Source organism: Flavobacterium piscis, assembly GCF_031457575.1.
Taxonomy (GTDB): domain Bacteria; phylum Bacteroidota; class Bacteroidia; order Flavobacteriales; family Flavobacteriaceae; genus Flavobacterium; species Flavobacterium piscis_A.
In genome coordinates this window covers 230,547-245,818 of record NZ_JAVDWQ010000008.1, presented here as the reverse complement: position 1 = coordinate 245,818, position 15,272 = coordinate 230,547, and the positions used below count along the sequence as shown (strand labels likewise).

The 15,272-nt window shown below is 33.7% G+C and carries 13 protein-coding genes and 1 rRNA gene; 8 read left to right on the top strand and 6 right to left on the bottom strand.

Annotated elements, in window-relative coordinates; all coding sequences use genetic code 11:
* Positions 1-166: 166 nt before the first annotated feature.
* Positions 167-276 (top strand): 5S ribosomal RNA (rrf, locus tag J2W48_RS13455).
* A 280-nt stretch (positions 277-556) separates the two neighbouring features.
* Positions 557-2,173 carry an alkaline phosphatase PafA gene (gene pafA / locus J2W48_RS13450; RefSeq protein ID WP_310282147.1) on the top strand — a complete coding sequence of 539 codons (1,617 nt, stop codon included), beginning with the start codon at positions 557-559 and terminating at the stop codon, positions 2,171-2,173.
* Positions 2,174-2,291: 118 nt separating this feature from the next.
* Here the strand turns inward: pafA and ald are convergent, their stop codons facing one another.
* Positions 2,292-3,410: an alanine dehydrogenase gene (ald, locus tag J2W48_RS13445; RefSeq protein ID WP_310282146.1), complete on the bottom strand. Its 1,119-nt coding sequence runs from the start codon at positions 3,408-3,410 to the stop codon at positions 2,292-2,294.
* 199 nt (positions 3,411-3,609) lie between these two features.
* Here ald and J2W48_RS13440 point away from each other — a divergent pair, with 199 nt between their 5' ends.
* Positions 3,610-4,068, top strand: coding sequence for an Lrp/AsnC family transcriptional regulator (locus J2W48_RS13440; RefSeq protein ID WP_310282145.1), 459 nt, complete (start codon positions 3,610-3,612; stop codon positions 4,066-4,068).
* 59 nt (positions 4,069-4,127) lie between these two features.
* Here J2W48_RS13440 and J2W48_RS13435 read toward each other — a convergent pair whose 3' ends face one another.
* Positions 4,128-5,576 (bottom strand): glyceraldehyde-3-phosphate dehydrogenase, encoded by a 1,449-nt coding sequence (locus J2W48_RS13435; protein WP_310282144.1) that lies wholly within the window; start codon positions 5,574-5,576, stop codon positions 4,128-4,130.
* Between the two features lie 159 nt (positions 5,577-5,735).
* Positions 5,736-7,136 carry a trypsin-like peptidase domain-containing protein gene (locus J2W48_RS13430; protein WP_310282143.1) on the bottom strand — a complete coding sequence of 467 codons (1,401 nt, stop codon included), beginning with the start codon at positions 7,134-7,136 and terminating at the stop codon, positions 5,736-5,738.
* 135 nt (positions 7,137-7,271) lie between these two features.
* Between J2W48_RS13430 and dapF the strand changes: the two genes are divergently transcribed.
* The 5 genes from dapF (at position 7,272) to J2W48_RS13405 (ending at position 11,332) form a co-directional block, all read left to right on the top strand.
* Entirely contained in the window at positions 7,272-8,054 is a 783-nt protein-coding gene (gene dapF, locus J2W48_RS13425) for a diaminopimelate epimerase (protein WP_310282142.1), read from the top strand.
* A gap of 23 nt (positions 8,055-8,077) precedes the next feature.
* Entirely contained in the window at positions 8,078-8,611 is a 534-nt protein-coding gene (locus J2W48_RS13420) for a GNAT family N-acetyltransferase (protein WP_310282141.1), read from the top strand.
* Between the two features lie 10 nt (positions 8,612-8,621).
* Positions 8,622-9,662, top strand: coding sequence for an endolytic transglycosylase MltG (gene mltG / locus J2W48_RS13415; protein WP_310282140.1), 1,041 nt, complete (start codon positions 8,622-8,624; stop codon positions 9,660-9,662).
* Positions 9,663-9,664: 2 nt separating this feature from the next.
* Positions 9,665-10,585 (top strand): DUF2279 domain-containing protein, encoded by a 921-nt coding sequence (locus tag J2W48_RS13410; RefSeq protein ID WP_310282139.1) that lies wholly within the window; start codon positions 9,665-9,667, stop codon positions 10,583-10,585.
* A gap of 99 nt (positions 10,586-10,684) precedes the next feature.
* Positions 10,685-11,332, top strand: coding sequence for a peptidoglycan-binding protein LysM (locus tag J2W48_RS13405; RefSeq protein ID WP_310282138.1), 648 nt, complete (start codon positions 10,685-10,687; stop codon positions 11,330-11,332).
* 60 nt (positions 11,333-11,392) lie between these two features.
* Here the strand turns inward: J2W48_RS13405 and scpA are convergent, their stop codons facing one another.
* The 3 genes from scpA to J2W48_RS13390 are packed head-to-tail and all read right to left on the bottom strand — an operon-like array spanning position 11,393 to position 15,272.
* A complete protein-coding gene (gene scpA, locus J2W48_RS13400; RefSeq protein WP_310282137.1) occupies positions 11,393-13,519 on the bottom strand; it encodes a methylmalonyl-CoA mutase in 2,127 nt (708 codons plus the stop codon).
* A gap of 43 nt (positions 13,520-13,562) precedes the next feature.
* Positions 13,563-14,927 carry a methylmalonyl-CoA mutase subunit beta gene (locus J2W48_RS13395; protein ID WP_310282136.1) on the bottom strand — a complete coding sequence of 455 codons (1,365 nt, stop codon included), beginning with the start codon at positions 14,925-14,927 and terminating at the stop codon, positions 13,563-13,565.
* Between the two features lie 18 nt (positions 14,928-14,945).
* Complete coding sequence (locus J2W48_RS13390; protein WP_310282135.1) at positions 14,946-15,272, bottom strand: FtsB family cell division protein; 327 nt, start codon at positions 15,270-15,272, stop codon at positions 14,946-14,948.

Genomic DNA, 15,272 nt, shown 5'->3' with positions numbered 1-15,272 from the left:
CGTAAGCTTATGTACACCCTTTTCCCGCACCGCAAGGTGCGGGGAGAAACTTTCTAAAACTAAAACTTTCTTTATCTCAGTATGTTAAGATATTACTTCAATTAAAAATTTTGAATTAAAAATTAAAAATTGAAGAACAAATTGCCCAAAGCAATTATAACGGCCTTAAGGTGGTTATTGCGGCGGGGCTCACCTCTTCCCATCCCGAACAGAGTAGTTAAGCCCGCCTGCGCAGATGGTACTGCAGTTATGTGGGAGAGTATGTCGTCGCCTTTCTTTTTGAAAACCCTTCATCAATCGATGAGGGGTTTTTTGTTTTACAAAATCTGCCACTTGATTTAATTGGGAGCCTTTCCGGAATCAAAGATACAGCGTACAGCCCGACTCAAAGGGAAACGCAAAAAAGAATAGGATCAATACGAAAACGGATCATGCGCAAAGAATATTATAAATTGTTTACTTTTGTTAAATTACAGTCAATTTTTAGTTTTAAATTATACCATATTAGCCTTTTTGGATGCGAATCTGTATTTTTGTAACAAATTTATAATTTAACATGAAGAAAAATATTGTATTGTTGGCATTGTTTGTTATTTCAAATTTAATTGCTCAACAGCGCCCTAAGTTGGTGGTAGGTATTGTAGTAGATCAAATGAAAATGGAATATTTGTATCGGTTCTCTGATGATTTCTCGCCAAACGGATTTAAGAGATTGATGAATAATGGATATACTTTTCAGAATATGCATTATAACTATATGCCAACTTATACTGCTCCGGGGCACGCCTCAATTTTTACTGGTGCAACACCAGCTATCCACGGAATTGTTAGTAATGAGTGGTTTAGTAGAAGTTTAGGAAAAGAAACATATTGTACTGATGATGCTTCAGTAAAAACTATTGGTGATGGTACGGCAGAAGAAGGTGCGATGTCTCCAAAAAATTTGCAAAGCACTACAATCACTGATGAAGTAAGGATGGCAACTAATTTTGCCGGAAAAGTAATTGGTATAAGCTTAAAGGATCGTGGTGCAATTTTACCAGCTGGGCATTTTGCAAATTGGGCCTTTTGGTATAGTAAAACAGGGTCTTTTATTTCAAGTACTTTTTACGGGGAAAAATTACCGGAATGGGTTACTCAATTCAATAATGAAAAGCATTATATGTCGTACATTAATAAAGGTTGGGATTTATACAAACCTATATCTACTTATAATGAAAGTTTAGCTGATAATAACCCGTATGAAGGGAAATTATACAATAGTGCTGCACCAGTTTTTCCTTATGACCTAAAAACAATGTATGAGAAAAATGATGCTGGAGTTTTAAGAGCAACTCCTTTTGGAAATGATTTTTTAGCTAAATTCGCTAAAAAAGCTATTGAAAAAGAAGAATTGGGAAAAGATAATATTACTGATTTTTTAACGGTTAGTTTCTCTTCAACTGATTATGTAGGGCATATTATTGGTCCTCGCTCAATAGAACTTCAGGATACTTATTTACGTTTAGATGAAACTATTGCTGACTTTTTGACTTATCTTGATAAAACAGTTGGAAAAGATAATTACTTACTTTTCCTAACAGCTGATCACGCTGGAGCAGAAAATGTAAATTACTTAAAAGACAATAAATACAATGTTCGCAGTGTTCCTCCAAAAGATATCCGTGAAAACTTAAAAGATTTTTCAGTTAAAACTTTTGGTGAAGATTTAGTTTTGAATTATTCCAGTTTTAATTTGTATTTTAATAAAGATATTATTAAAAATAAAGGTTTTGATTTAACTAAAGTAAAAGAAGCTTTTAGAAGTTATCTAATGACTCAGGATTATGTAAAAAGAGTTTATACTGAAGAAGAAATTTTGCATTCTTCTGTGAATGATTATTATTTAAATTTTATTGCAAAAGGATATGATGTTACTCAGAATGGTGATATGATTATTTTAGATAAGCCTGGTTATATTGAATATTCTGGAACTGGAACATCGCACGGAACTACATATACTTACGATACACATGTACCTGCTATTTTTTTCGGATGGCATATAAAAAAAGGGGAATCATACGATAAAAAAGAGATTACTGAAATTGCTCCGACAATAGCTCAGAAGATTAAGGTTGCTCTCCCAAATGGAACGGAAGCTAAAGTACTTCAGGAAATTTTAGGAGATAAGTAATTTTTTTATATATAATGGAAAGAAAACCCCGTTTTTTATGTCACAAAAAAAGGCTTTTCGATTAAGAAAAGCCTTTTAAAATTTAGTGATTTAGTAAGCACTTATTTTAATGTTAACACTATGCGTTTGCTAACACTAATTCTTCGTTAAAAGGAAGATTCCATGCTTCGGCAACTCCTTTATAAAGGATTTTTCCGTTAGCAATGTTTAATCCTTTTTTCAATTCTTCATTTTCGGAACAAGCTTTTTCCCACCCTTTGTTTGCCAATTGTACAGCGTAAGGCAGAGTAGCATTTGTTAAAGCTAAAGTAGATGTATATGGAACAGCACCTGGCATGTTCGCCACGCAGTAGTGAACTATGTCATCAATAATAAAAGTTGGGTTTTCGTGAGTTGTTGGAGTACAAGTTTCAATACAACCACCCTGATCAACTGCTACGTCAACTACAACAGTTCCTGGGCGCATTAATTTTAGCATATCACGAGTAATTAAGTGAGGTGCTTTTGCTCCTGGAATTAAAACAGCCCCAACGATTAGATCTGCGTCAGTAATTGCTTTTGTAATGTTATAGTGGTTAGACATTTGAGTTGTTACGTTTGCTGGCATGATGTCATCTAAATAACGTAAACGTGGCAAACTTAAATCCATGATAGTTACTTGGGCACCTAAACCAGCAGCCATTTTTGCAGCTTGGGTTCCTACGATACCTCCACCTAAAACTAGTACTTTTGCCGGTGGTACACCCGGAACACCACCTAAAAGAATTCCTCTTCCTTTTAATGGTTTTTCAAGATATTTTGCTCCTTGTTGAATAGCCATACGACCCGCAACTTCAGACATTGGTACTAATAATGGTAAACTGCGATCTGTTTTTTCAACAGTTTCGTAAGCCAAACATACAGCTCCTTTTTCAATCATAGCGTGAGTTAATGGCTCTGATGATGCAAAGTGAAAGTAAGTAAAAAGTAATTGATCTTTTTTGATTAATGGATATTCTGATGAAATAGGCTCTTTTACCTTAATAATCATTTCAGCAATTGCATACACTTCTTCAATGGTTCCCAGAACTACAGCCCCTGCGTTTGTATATTCTTCATCATTGAAACCACTTCCCAAACCTGCAGTTGCCTGTACATAAACAACATGTCCGTTTTTTTTCATTTCAGAGACACCCGCAGGAGTCAAAGCCACACGGTTCTCATTATTTTTAATTTCTTTAGGAACGCCTATTATCATTTTGTTATGTTTTTGTGTTTTCGTTGTGTTTGTGTTACAAATGTATTAATAGAGAATTTATTATTGATAATTGATTGATAAATAAGAAAATATTATTTTATTATTTACTTTTACAGAAAAATATTCTTTTTTAGGGATCGAAACCCTCTTTGAAAAGAAAAATTGACTGAATTTTAATTATGATTTTAAACATTTCTTTATGGCTTTAGATGAAATTGACAAGAAAATCTTACGTCTTTTACAGGAAAATGCGCATTACACGCTAAAAGACATTGCAAACAAAATAAATTTATCATTAACACCCGTTCATGATAGGGTTAAACGCCTTGAAAAAGAAGGTGTTATAGAGAAATATGTTTCGATTTTAAACAAAAAAAAACTAGGGAATAATCTAACTGTTTATTGTCAGGTAACACTTAACAAACAAACTTATGACACTTCTGAAGGATTTAATCATTCAATTTTAAATATGCCAGAAGTTGTAGAATGTAATTATGTTTCCGGAAATTTCGATTATATGTTGAAAATCATCATACCGGACATGGAAAGCTATCATCATTTTCATCAGAAGAAATTATCAGTTTTACCTGAAGTCTCATTAATAAATACCGTTTTCGTAATTTCGGAAGTTAAAAGTACCACAGTTTTGCCTATTTAATTGAAACAAAAAACCACCAAGAAACTTGATGGTTTTGAGTTTTTTAATTTAAGCTTGAATTAATAATAAGTAAAACGTCTTACTTTGGAAATGTATTTGGCTAAACGAATTACCTGATGGCTGTAACCGTATTCGTTGTCATACCAAATATAAAGTACGATGCTTTTTCCATCCTTTGAAACAATAGTAGCATTACTGTCATAAATTGAAGGCGCCGAAGTACCAACAATGTCTGATGAAACCAACTCATTATTCAAAGAATATTTTATTTGCTCAACCAATTCTCCTTCAAGAGCGTATTTTTTCATGATTTTATTTAGAGCAAGAATGGAAGTTGCTTTCTTAACTTCTAAATTTAAAACTACCAAAGAACCATTAGGAACAGGAACCCGAATAGCATTAGAAGTTAATTTTCCTTCTAAAGAAGGTAATGCTTTTGCAACAGCATTACCAGCACCAGTTTCAGTAATTACCATGTTTAGTGCAGCAGCTCTGCCACGACGGTATTTTTGGTGCATATTATCAACCAGGTTTTGGTCATTAGTATAAGCATGAATAGTTTCTAAATGTCCTTTAATAACTCCCAAAGTATCTTCAATAACTTTTAAAATTGGTGTTATGGCGTTTGTAGTGCAGGATGCTGCTGAAAAAATATCTACTTCGTCCGGATTGTATTCAGTATGGTTAACACCGTGAACAATATTTGGGACGCCCTTTCCTGGAGCTGTTAATAATACTTTATCGGCACCTTTTGAAATCAAATGCCTTTTTAAAGCCTCTTCTGTTGTAAAAGCTCCAGTATTATCAATAACTAAGGCACTATTGATTCCATATTGGGTGTAATCTATTTCTTCCGGCGAATTTGCACTGATGACGTGCACTGTAGTTCCGTTAATTATCAAAGCATTATTTTTTGGATCTGCAATTACTGATCCCTGAAAATCCCCATGAATTGAATCATACCGCAATAAAGAAGCTCTTTTTTCTAAAATCGAAGTATCATTTTTATCACGGGTTACAATAGCTCTCAATCGCAATTGGTTTCCTTTACCTGTTTTGGACATTAATTCCCTGGCCAATAAACGACCGATTCTTCCAAAGCCATATAAAACAACATCTTTTGGTTGAATTTCTTCAGATGATTTTGCTTTTTTTAATTTATCAATTACAAAATATCTGGCATCGGGATATTTTTCTTCTTCTAAACAATATTCATAAGTCAATCTTCCAAGATCTAATTTTGCAGATGGAAGATCCAACGACAAAATCACCTTTGCAATTTCCACAGAATCAAAAATGCTGATTGGCTTACCAACAAATTCACCCGCATATTGATGCAAATTCATAATGTCACTGACATTTTTATCTAATAACTGATTTTTAAATAAAACCATTTCGATGGATTTGTCATACCATAAATCGCTTATGACTTTTATTAATTCGACACCAGCTCTTCTTCGGTCGACTTGTAATGATACCTCTTTTTGGTACAAAGATTTTTTACTCATAATTGAAAATTTGGAAAAATAAACAGAACACTATTTTAAAATTTTGCGCAAAAGTATCTATTTCAATCGATTTCGTAAGTTATTTTGGCAATTATTTTTGGAAAATAAAAAAGCCACCTTATTTTCTAAGATGGCTTTTAGATTTTAAAATTTGTATTTTTAAATAATGATTCTGAAGATTTCCCCGTTTCTATTAATCATTTCAATTCGGACACTTTGACCTTCATCTTTTTTACTTAGAAGTTTAGAAACAGTTTCAACATTCATTGCTTTTACATTGTCAATACTTAAAATGATATTGCCTTGTAATTCGTTTTGGTACTGCATCAAATTTTCATTTGTAATACTTTTAATTTTTACTCCATAATCAATTCGGAATTTCTTTTTATCAGCAGCATCGATATTTTCTAATTCGATTCCTTTAAATTCAGTGCTGAAAAATTCATTTTTGCTTAATGTTACCGGAACGACTTTTGATTTTCCTTCTCGAATATAAGTGACTTGTACAACATCATTTGGTCTTTTGGTATTTATGTACCCTGAAAGATCTGCAAAAGTAGAAATGTTCTGATTATCCAATTTTACAATAATATCTCCTTTTGTAAGACCTGCTTTTTGAGCTCCTGATTTTGCAGTAACTTTATTAATGTAAAAACCTTGTGTTTGAGAAATTCCTAATTCTTTTGAAGCATTACTGTTTAATTCGCCTCCTTCAACCCCTAAAATTCCTCTTTGAACATTTCCAAATTCCATAATGTCTTCAATAATTTTACGGGCATTATTAGATGGAACGGCAAAAGAATATCCAACGTATGATCCGGTCATTGAGGAGATCATAGTGTTTATACCAATTAATTCTCCACGTGTATTGACCAATGCACCACCACTGTTTCCTGGATTTACAGCAGCATCAGTCTGAATGAAAGATTGAATTCCACTGGTATCCAGATTTCTGGCTTTAGCAGAAACTATTCCTGCAGTTACTGTTGAAGTTAAGTTATACGGATTTCCTACAGCCAAAACCCATTCGCCTACTTTTACATCATTAGAATTAGCGAAAGCAGTATAAGGCAGTTTTTCGTCAGCATCGATTTTTAGTAATGCAATGTCCATTTTGGAATCGGTACCAATTAACTTTGCTTTGTAAGACTTTTTGTTGTTTAAGGTAATTTCAATTTCCGAAGCATCTTTAATAACGTGATTGTTTGTTACAATGTAACCGTCTTCTGAAATAATTACCCCAGATCCAGTTCCTACTTGCTCTTGCTGCTGCTGTCCGCCATATCCGTAAAAGAATTCCAGCATGGGGTTACTAACAGTTCTTCGCGAAACATTTTTTACGTGAACAACTGAATGGATCGTTTTATCAGCTGCGACAGTAAAATCTACGGTTTCTGCTGCTAATCCAACATTTTTCCCAAAAGAATTAGGAGCAAGAGTTACAACAGAATTTCCTTGTCCAAAAAAAGAGCTATTGTTCTCAAATAATAACTTGTAAGCTCCTAAAGTTGTAGCGCCACTTAATAAGGACACTAAAAATAAGGTTGAAAGTCTTCTCATATTAGAATTTATATTTTAGTTATTGAACGTAAAAATAATTCAAAAAAATCTTCTGTAAAATGGTTTAACGCTCTTTAACAATGATTAACATTTCATTAATAGTTCGTACTTTTGTACTTCTTAATGAATTAAAAAATGCAAATAGAGTTTTATAAATATCAGGGTACAGGAAATGATTTTGTAATGATTGATAATCGTTCGAATTTTTTTCCAAAAGAAGATATCAAACTAATTGAACGCTTGTGCGACCGAAGATTTGGAATTGGTGCTGACGGATTAATTTTGCTTGAAAATGATAATGAAACTGATTTTAAGATGGTATACTATAACTCTGACGGAAATCAGAGTTCGATGTGCGGAAATGGAGGGCGATGTTTAGTGGCTTTTGCTAATCAATTAGGTATTATTAATACTAAAACGACCTTTATTGCTACTGATGGTTTGCATTATGCAACAGTTGGAGATGATGCCATTGTTTCTCTGCAGATGATTGATGTTGATAAAATTCAGAAAAAAGATTCCTATACTTTCCTGAATACCGGTTCACCACACCACGTACAGATTGTTGAAGATTTAGAAAATTATAATGTAAAAGAAAACGGAGCAGCCATTCGTTATGGGAAATTATATGGCGAAAAGGGAAGTAATATTAATTTTGTAAAAAAAATAAATGATTCTGAATTTTCACTTCGTACCTACGAAAGAGGGGTAGAAGATGAAACATTGGCTTGCGGAACTGGGGCTACTGCTGTTGCAATTGCTATGAATGCGATTGGTCAAACTGATCAAACATCAATTAACTTAAATGTTGAAGGTGGGAAATTGGTAGTTTCTTTTGATAAATCAGGCGAACATTTTACTAATGTTTTCCTGACTGGCCCTGCGAAGTTTGTTTTTAAGGGAACAATTGAAATCTAATTTATATCTTAAACAAATTATAAATGATAACTCTCAGAGGCGATAATATATACTTAAGGGCACTAGAACCTAATGATTTAGAGTTTGTGTATGCAATGGAAAACGATCAAAATATTTGGGAAGTGAGCAATACACAAACGCCTTACAGCCGATTTTTGGTTCGTCAGTATTTAGAAAACGCACAGCAGGACATTTATGAAGCTAAACAATTGCGTTTGGCAATTTGTCAGGATGAAGATTTTCCAGCCATTGGATTGATAGATTTATTTGAATTTGATCCGAAGAATAATCGTGCTGGTGTTGGAATTGTGATTCAAAATAAAGAAAATAGAAATCAAAATGTTGGTTCTGAAGCATTAGAGCTATTAATTAATTATTCTTTTTATAATTTAAATTTACATCAGTTGTATGCAAATATAAGTGTAGATAATGTAGCAAGTATAGCTCTTTTTACTAAATTTGGTTTTGAAAAAACAGGAATCAAAAAAGATTGGATTTTGCTGAATGGCGAATATAAGGATGAAGCAATTTTTCAGTTAATTAATAAACAAATTTAAATTTTTAGCTTTGAGTATAAAAAAAGTTATCACGTTGACTGCCGTAGCCGTAATTTCAGTTTTAATGATTTACGGATTTATCCTAATTAGCCAGATTTTCAGTGCAAATACTAAATTCGAAGAAAAAGAACTATACGTATATGTTCCTAGCGGAGCTACTTATACTGATGTTAAAACAATATTAGAGCCCTATATCAGGAATTTACAAAATTTCGAAATGGTAGCTGATAAAAGAAACTATCCTGAGAATGTAAAATCAGGTCGTTTTTTACTTAAAAAAGATATGAATAATATTGATTTGGTAAGAGCAATGCGTTCTAATGTTCCTGTAAAATTAGCTTTTAATAATCAGGAACGTTTAGAGAATTTCGCAGGAAGAATAGGTTCTCAAATCGAAGCAGACAGTTTGTCTTTAATGAAAGCGTTTAAAGATTCCGATTTTATGGCTGCAAACGGTTTCAACGAAGACAATGTTTTTGCGATGTTTATTCCAAATACATATGAGGTTTATTGGAATACTTCGGCAGAGAAGTTTCGTGATAAAATGATAAAAGAGTACCATAATTTTTGGAGTGCTGAAAGAATTGAAAAAGCTAAAAAACAAGGCTTGACACCAGTTGAGGCTACAATTTTAGCTTCTATTGTACATAAAGAATCCGTTAAAAAAGATGAAAGGCCAAGAATTGCCGGAGTTTATTTTAATCGTTTACGCTCAGAAATGCCTTTGCAGGCAGATCCAACTGTGATTTATGCCTTAAAATTGAGAGATAATAACTTTGATCAGGTAATCAAAAGAGTATTTTATAATGATTTGGTAATGAGGTCTCCTTATAATACCTATGTGAATATTGGACTTCCTCCAGGACCAATTGCCATGCCTGATATCACAGCACTTGAAGCTGTTTTAAGTCCTGAAAAACATGATTATATTTATTTTTGTGCAAGTATAGAACGTTTCGGGTATCATGAATTTGCTTCAACTTATGCACAGCATACTAAAAATGCAAAAAAATATTCTGACTGGATTGCTAGTCAGGGTGTAACAAGATAGTTTTGAATTTTAAATTTTTCCTTTTCTTATCTGTAATTTTTTTTTTAAGTTTTCAATGTATTGAAGCCCAGACTAACTTAGAAAGTTTTCTAACACCTTCGGATACTTTAAACAAAAAAAGACAAAATACAGTTATTATAACCGAAGTCTCTTTGGCTACAGTTACTTTAATTGGCTTGAACCAGATTTGGTATGCAGATTATCCAAAATCTAATTTTCATTTTATTAATGATAATGACGAATGGCTTCAAATGGATAAAATTGGGCACATGTACTCTGCGTATCATTTAGGGAGATTAGGTTCAGAAGCCTTAAAGTGGAGTGGAACTGACAGAAAAAAACAATTGATTTATGGCGCCGGTGTGGGATTTGTGTTTCTCACCGCTGTTGAAGTTTTAGATGGCTATTCTTCAGAATGGGGTGCTTCTTCGGGAGATATAATCGCTAATGCTACCGGAACGGCTTTATATGTTTCTCAGGAATTACTTTGGAAAGAGCAGCGGATTACACCTAAATTTTCTTTTCATACTACTCATTATGCAAATCAAAGACCTGAAATCCTGGGAACTTCATTGAATGAACAAGTCCTGAAGGATTATAATGGTCAGACTTACTGGTTTTCTGTTAACCTGCATTCTTTTGCAAAAGAAACCAAAATTCCAAAGTGGTTAAATGTTGCTTTTGGTTATGGAGCTGATGGAATGTTGACAGGAAACATCCAAAATGAAATTCCGTTTTTGATTCAAAATCAAGATAAATTTCGTCAGTTTTATCTTAGTTTTGACGTGAATTTGCAAAAAATTGATACAAAATCACATTTTTTAAAAACTATTTTCTCTGTTTTCAACACGATAAAAATTCCTGCCCCAACTCTTGAATACTCCGCCAATAAAGGGCTTAAAGGACATTTGTTTTATTTTTAAAAAAGCGTAATTAGCTGATTATCAGTGTTATTTTATATTTATTATCTTTGCACCGTAGAAATTTCAAAAAGGTGACAGCGTTTTGAAGAAAAATAATTTATGATAAAGAAATGGTACTTTTACTCAAGTTTGATTGTTATTATTACATTTTTAAGCCTGAGTTTTAAACCCTTCAATTTAGAAGCCAAACCATGGTATCTAACAGAAAAGACAGATGGATCAGAATACTTATTTCCATCTCAGGACAAGGATGATTATCCTTCCTCAACTAATTTAAACATCCCATTTACCGGAAATCATCTTATCGGTTTTAAAGAAGCAGTTGCTTTTAAAGAATCCCAGGGAAAATACCGAAAAGTAAATTCCATTGGATACATGGGTAAATACCAATTTGGTTCTAAAACTTTAAGATCAGTAGGTGTTCACAACGACAAAGCCTTTTTAAAGAATCCTGCATTGCAGGAAAAAGCATTTATTGCTTTACTTTCCAAAAACAAATGGATTTTACGCCGTGAAATCCAGAAATATGAAGGTAAAATTATTAATGGAGTTGCAATTACCGAATCTGGAATTTTGGCCGCAGCACATCTTGGAGGAGCAGGATCAGTAAAAAACTTCTTCAAAAACAAAGGGAACAGGCATTTCAGGGATGCTTATGGAACTTCTTTAAGGAGTTATATGAAAGCCTTTGGAGGTTATGATCTTTCTTATATTGAAGCAGATAGTAATGCTACAATTAATGATTAAGAATAAAAAGTAAACAAAAATCCCGAGTAATTCGGGATTTTTTATGTCTCATGATTTTTTTTAATCTATTAATATTTCTAAAATTTTGATAGCCGCTTCGCTAATCTTAGTTCCTGGGCCAAAAACGGCAACAGCTCCGGCATCAAATAAAAATTGATAATCCTGAGCAGGAATTACGCCTCCAACAATTACCATAATATCTTCACGACCATGTTTTTTAAGTTCCTCAATAACTTGCGGAACTAATGTTTTGTGACCTGCAGCTAACGATGAAACACCAAGAATATGTACATCATTTTCAACAGCTTGCTTGGCAGCTTCTGCAGGTGTCTGAAATAATGGGCCAATATCCACATCAAAACCTACATCGGCATAACCTGTTGCTACTACTTTTGCACCACGGTCATGGCCATCTTGTCCCATTTTGGCAATCATAATTCTTGGGCGTCTTCCTTCCTGATTAGCAAAGACATCTGCTAATTGTTTTGCTTTTTCGAAATTTTCGTCGTTTTTTATTGCTGCACTATACACACCGCTAATGGATTTTATCTGTGCTTTAAATCGGCCAAAGATACTTTCAAGAGCATCACTGATTTCGCCTAAAGTGGCTCGGTTTCGAGCGGCCTCAACAGCAATTTCTAATAGGTTTCCCTGACCGGTTTTTGCACAATGGATTAATTTTTCCAGTGATTGATTTGCTTTTTCTGTATTTCTTTTTGCTTTTATTTTTTCCAGTTGCTCGATTTGCTGTTTTCGAACCATTTGGTTGTCAACATCCAAAATATGTAAAGGATCTTCTTTTTCTAATCTAAATTTATTGACACCAACAATAATATCTTGTCCGCTGTCTATTCTGGCTTGCTTTCTGGCAGCTGCCTCTTCAATTCTCAATTTAGGAATTCCAGCTTCAATGGCTTTTGTCATTCCACCTAATTCTTCAACCTCTTCAATCAGTTTCCATGTTTTCTCCACCATTTCGTTGGTCAGGCTTTCAACATAATAACTCCCTGCCCAGGGATCGACGGTTTTGGTTATTTTAGTTTCTTCCTGTAAAAAAATCTGAGTATTACGAGCAATCCTTGCAGAAAAGTCGGTTGGTAACGCTATCGCTTCATCAAGCGCATTGGTATGCAATGATTGTGTTCCTCCAAAAGTGGCTGCTGCAGCTTCAATACAGGTTCGGGCCACATTATTAAATGGATCTTGTTCTGTTAAACTCCAGCCACTAGTCTGGCAATGCGTTCTTAATATTAATGATTTGTCACTTTTTGGATTGAATTGTTGTACCAATTTAGACCAAATCATCCTTCCGGCCCTCATTTTGGCAACTTCCATAAAGTGATTCATTCCAATTGCCCAGAAAAATGACAATCTTGGTGCAAATTCGTCAATTGTCATCCCTGTTGATAATCCGGTTCTGATATATTCTAAACCATCTGCTAAAGTATAGGCCAATTCAATATGAGCTGTTGCTCCGGCTTCCTGCATGTGATATCCGGAAATTGAAATAGAATTGAATTTGGGCATTTTCTTACTCGTGAATTCAAAAATATCAGCAATGATTTTCATCGAAGGCGTAGGTGGATAAATATAAGTATTACGAACCATGAATTCTTTTAAGATATCATTCTGAATTGTTCCTGATAATTTTTCGATAGCAACTCCTTGTTCTTCGGCAGCGACAATGTAAAATGCCATAATGGGTAAAACGGCACCATTCATGGTCATTGAAACGGACATCTCATCCAGTGGAATCTGATCAAAAAGCACTTTCATGTCTTCAACAGAATCTATTGCAACACCAGCTTTTCCAACATCGCCAACAACTCTTTCGTGATCAGAATCGTAACCTCGGTGCGTTGGTAAATCAAAAGCTATGGACAAACCTTTTTGTCCGGCTGCAAGATTTCGCCTGTAAAAAGCATTACTTTCTTCAGCTGTCGAAAATCCGGCATACTGACGAATTGTCCACGGACGTTTAACATACATTGTTGCGTAAGGTCCACGAAGATAAGGAGCAAAGCCGGCTCCAAAATCAAGGAATTCTAAATCTTCAATATCTTTTTCGGAATACGTTTCTTTGAGTTGAATTCCTTCAGCTGTTCGAAAACTTTTTAATGGATCTGATTTTTCAGAATCCATTTTCAGGTTTTGAAGATTGATATGTTTAAGGTCTTTTCTTACCATGTACTAACTCTTTGTGAGGATTTATTAATTACTTTGAAAATGATTATTCAAGTTCCAGTCTTTCTTGTTCGAGCTTTTCAGCTAATCTTTTTTCTATGATTGGGGTAATTAATGTTTTTCTGGATTTTATTTTTACAAAAGGAAATAACTCTAAATCGTGTTTCATTTTGTCTTCTTTGTTAGGGTATTTATTGGTTCCTAATAAAACTTCTTTTTGGGAATCAAATAATTCCTGCTCTTTAGTGGCGCTTTCCTGAATTTTCTTTTTGATGGTACCATCATTTAAAAGTTTCAAAAATCCCCCCTCAGCTTCTATATTTTTAAATAATGCCAAACTTTTTTCTGCCAATTGCATGGTCAGGCTTTCAATATAATAACTGCCATCAGCCGGATTATTAACTTTGTCAAAATAGCTTTCATGTTTTAAAATCAACAATTGATTTCGGGCAATTCGATCACCAAATTCATTGTCTTTGTGGTATAAGGCGTCATAAGGTAAATTGGCAACTGCATCGGCGCCTCCTAAAATAGCCGACATGCATTCGGTTGTCGTACGCAACATATTAACATTGTAATCGTAAATCGTTTTGTTGCGTTTGGTTGGTGTAACTAATAAATGACACTCTAAATCAGAATTGTATTCAGCCACGATTAATTTGAAAAGCATCCGCAAAGCGCGAAGTTTAGCGATTTCAAAAAAATAATTAGTTCCAACGGCAACCTGAAAAACGATTTGTTTTGGAATATTTGGGAGACGATTTAAATATTCATTTGCATGCGCCAGGCTATAGGCTATTTGTTGTGTAATGTTAGCACCCGCATTTTGATATAAACTTAAATCGATACTAAGAAGAGAAAGATTTAAAGTTGCTTTTGAAATTTTATCAATTGTTTCAAAATTATTTTTATCAGATGTAGGCAACCAATTTCCTTCTTTGGCAAAATGGCCAATTGGATCAATATTACAATAAAAATTTGCTTTTTTCTGAATCGAAATGGTGTCTAATTTTTTCACGAAATCGATTGAAATAAAATTCAAATTAAAGTAAACAGTTCTGTTTTCTAAAGGAAGGCTTTCTAGTAATTTTTGGATGTCAATTTTTTCGTTTTCGATAGTAAATCGTAAACTTTCGGCACCTCTTTCAATAGTATTGATGGCTCTCTGAATTGATTTTTCTATATCATAAACAAATATGTTTTGACAGATTTTAAATTTGGCAGCTTTTGTTTGTATAGGAGCAGCTTTTGAAAATTCATCATTGTGATAAAAAGGTTTTACCTGAATATCTTCCGGAGAATTCCAGATTACGGTTTGATTGTATTCGGCGCCATCCAACTCAAACTGAATTTTTTGCTTCCATTGTTTGGATGAAATCGGATTAAAATCGTTGAATAGGGTAGTAGCCATTTTAATTTTTTTCTGGATTTATTCTTTGTTCTGAATCGTATCGTCTTCAAATTTGATGATATATATGTCTTCGCTGTCCTTTTTCATAAAATACTTCTCGCGGGCATATTTTTCTATCTGTTCGGGATTTTTTAGTTGTTTAATCTGCTCCTGATCTTTTTTGATTTCCTCCTGATAATAGGTTTTGTTATCTTCAAGCTCATTGATCTGGTTGTCTAAAAACCGATGGTCAAAATAGGAATAATTGTCTAAAAACAGCATCCAGACTACAAAAAAAAGCAAGACCCAAACATATTTGTTGCCCAGGAATTTAAACCAGGATTTGTCTTTGTATGGATTTTTCAT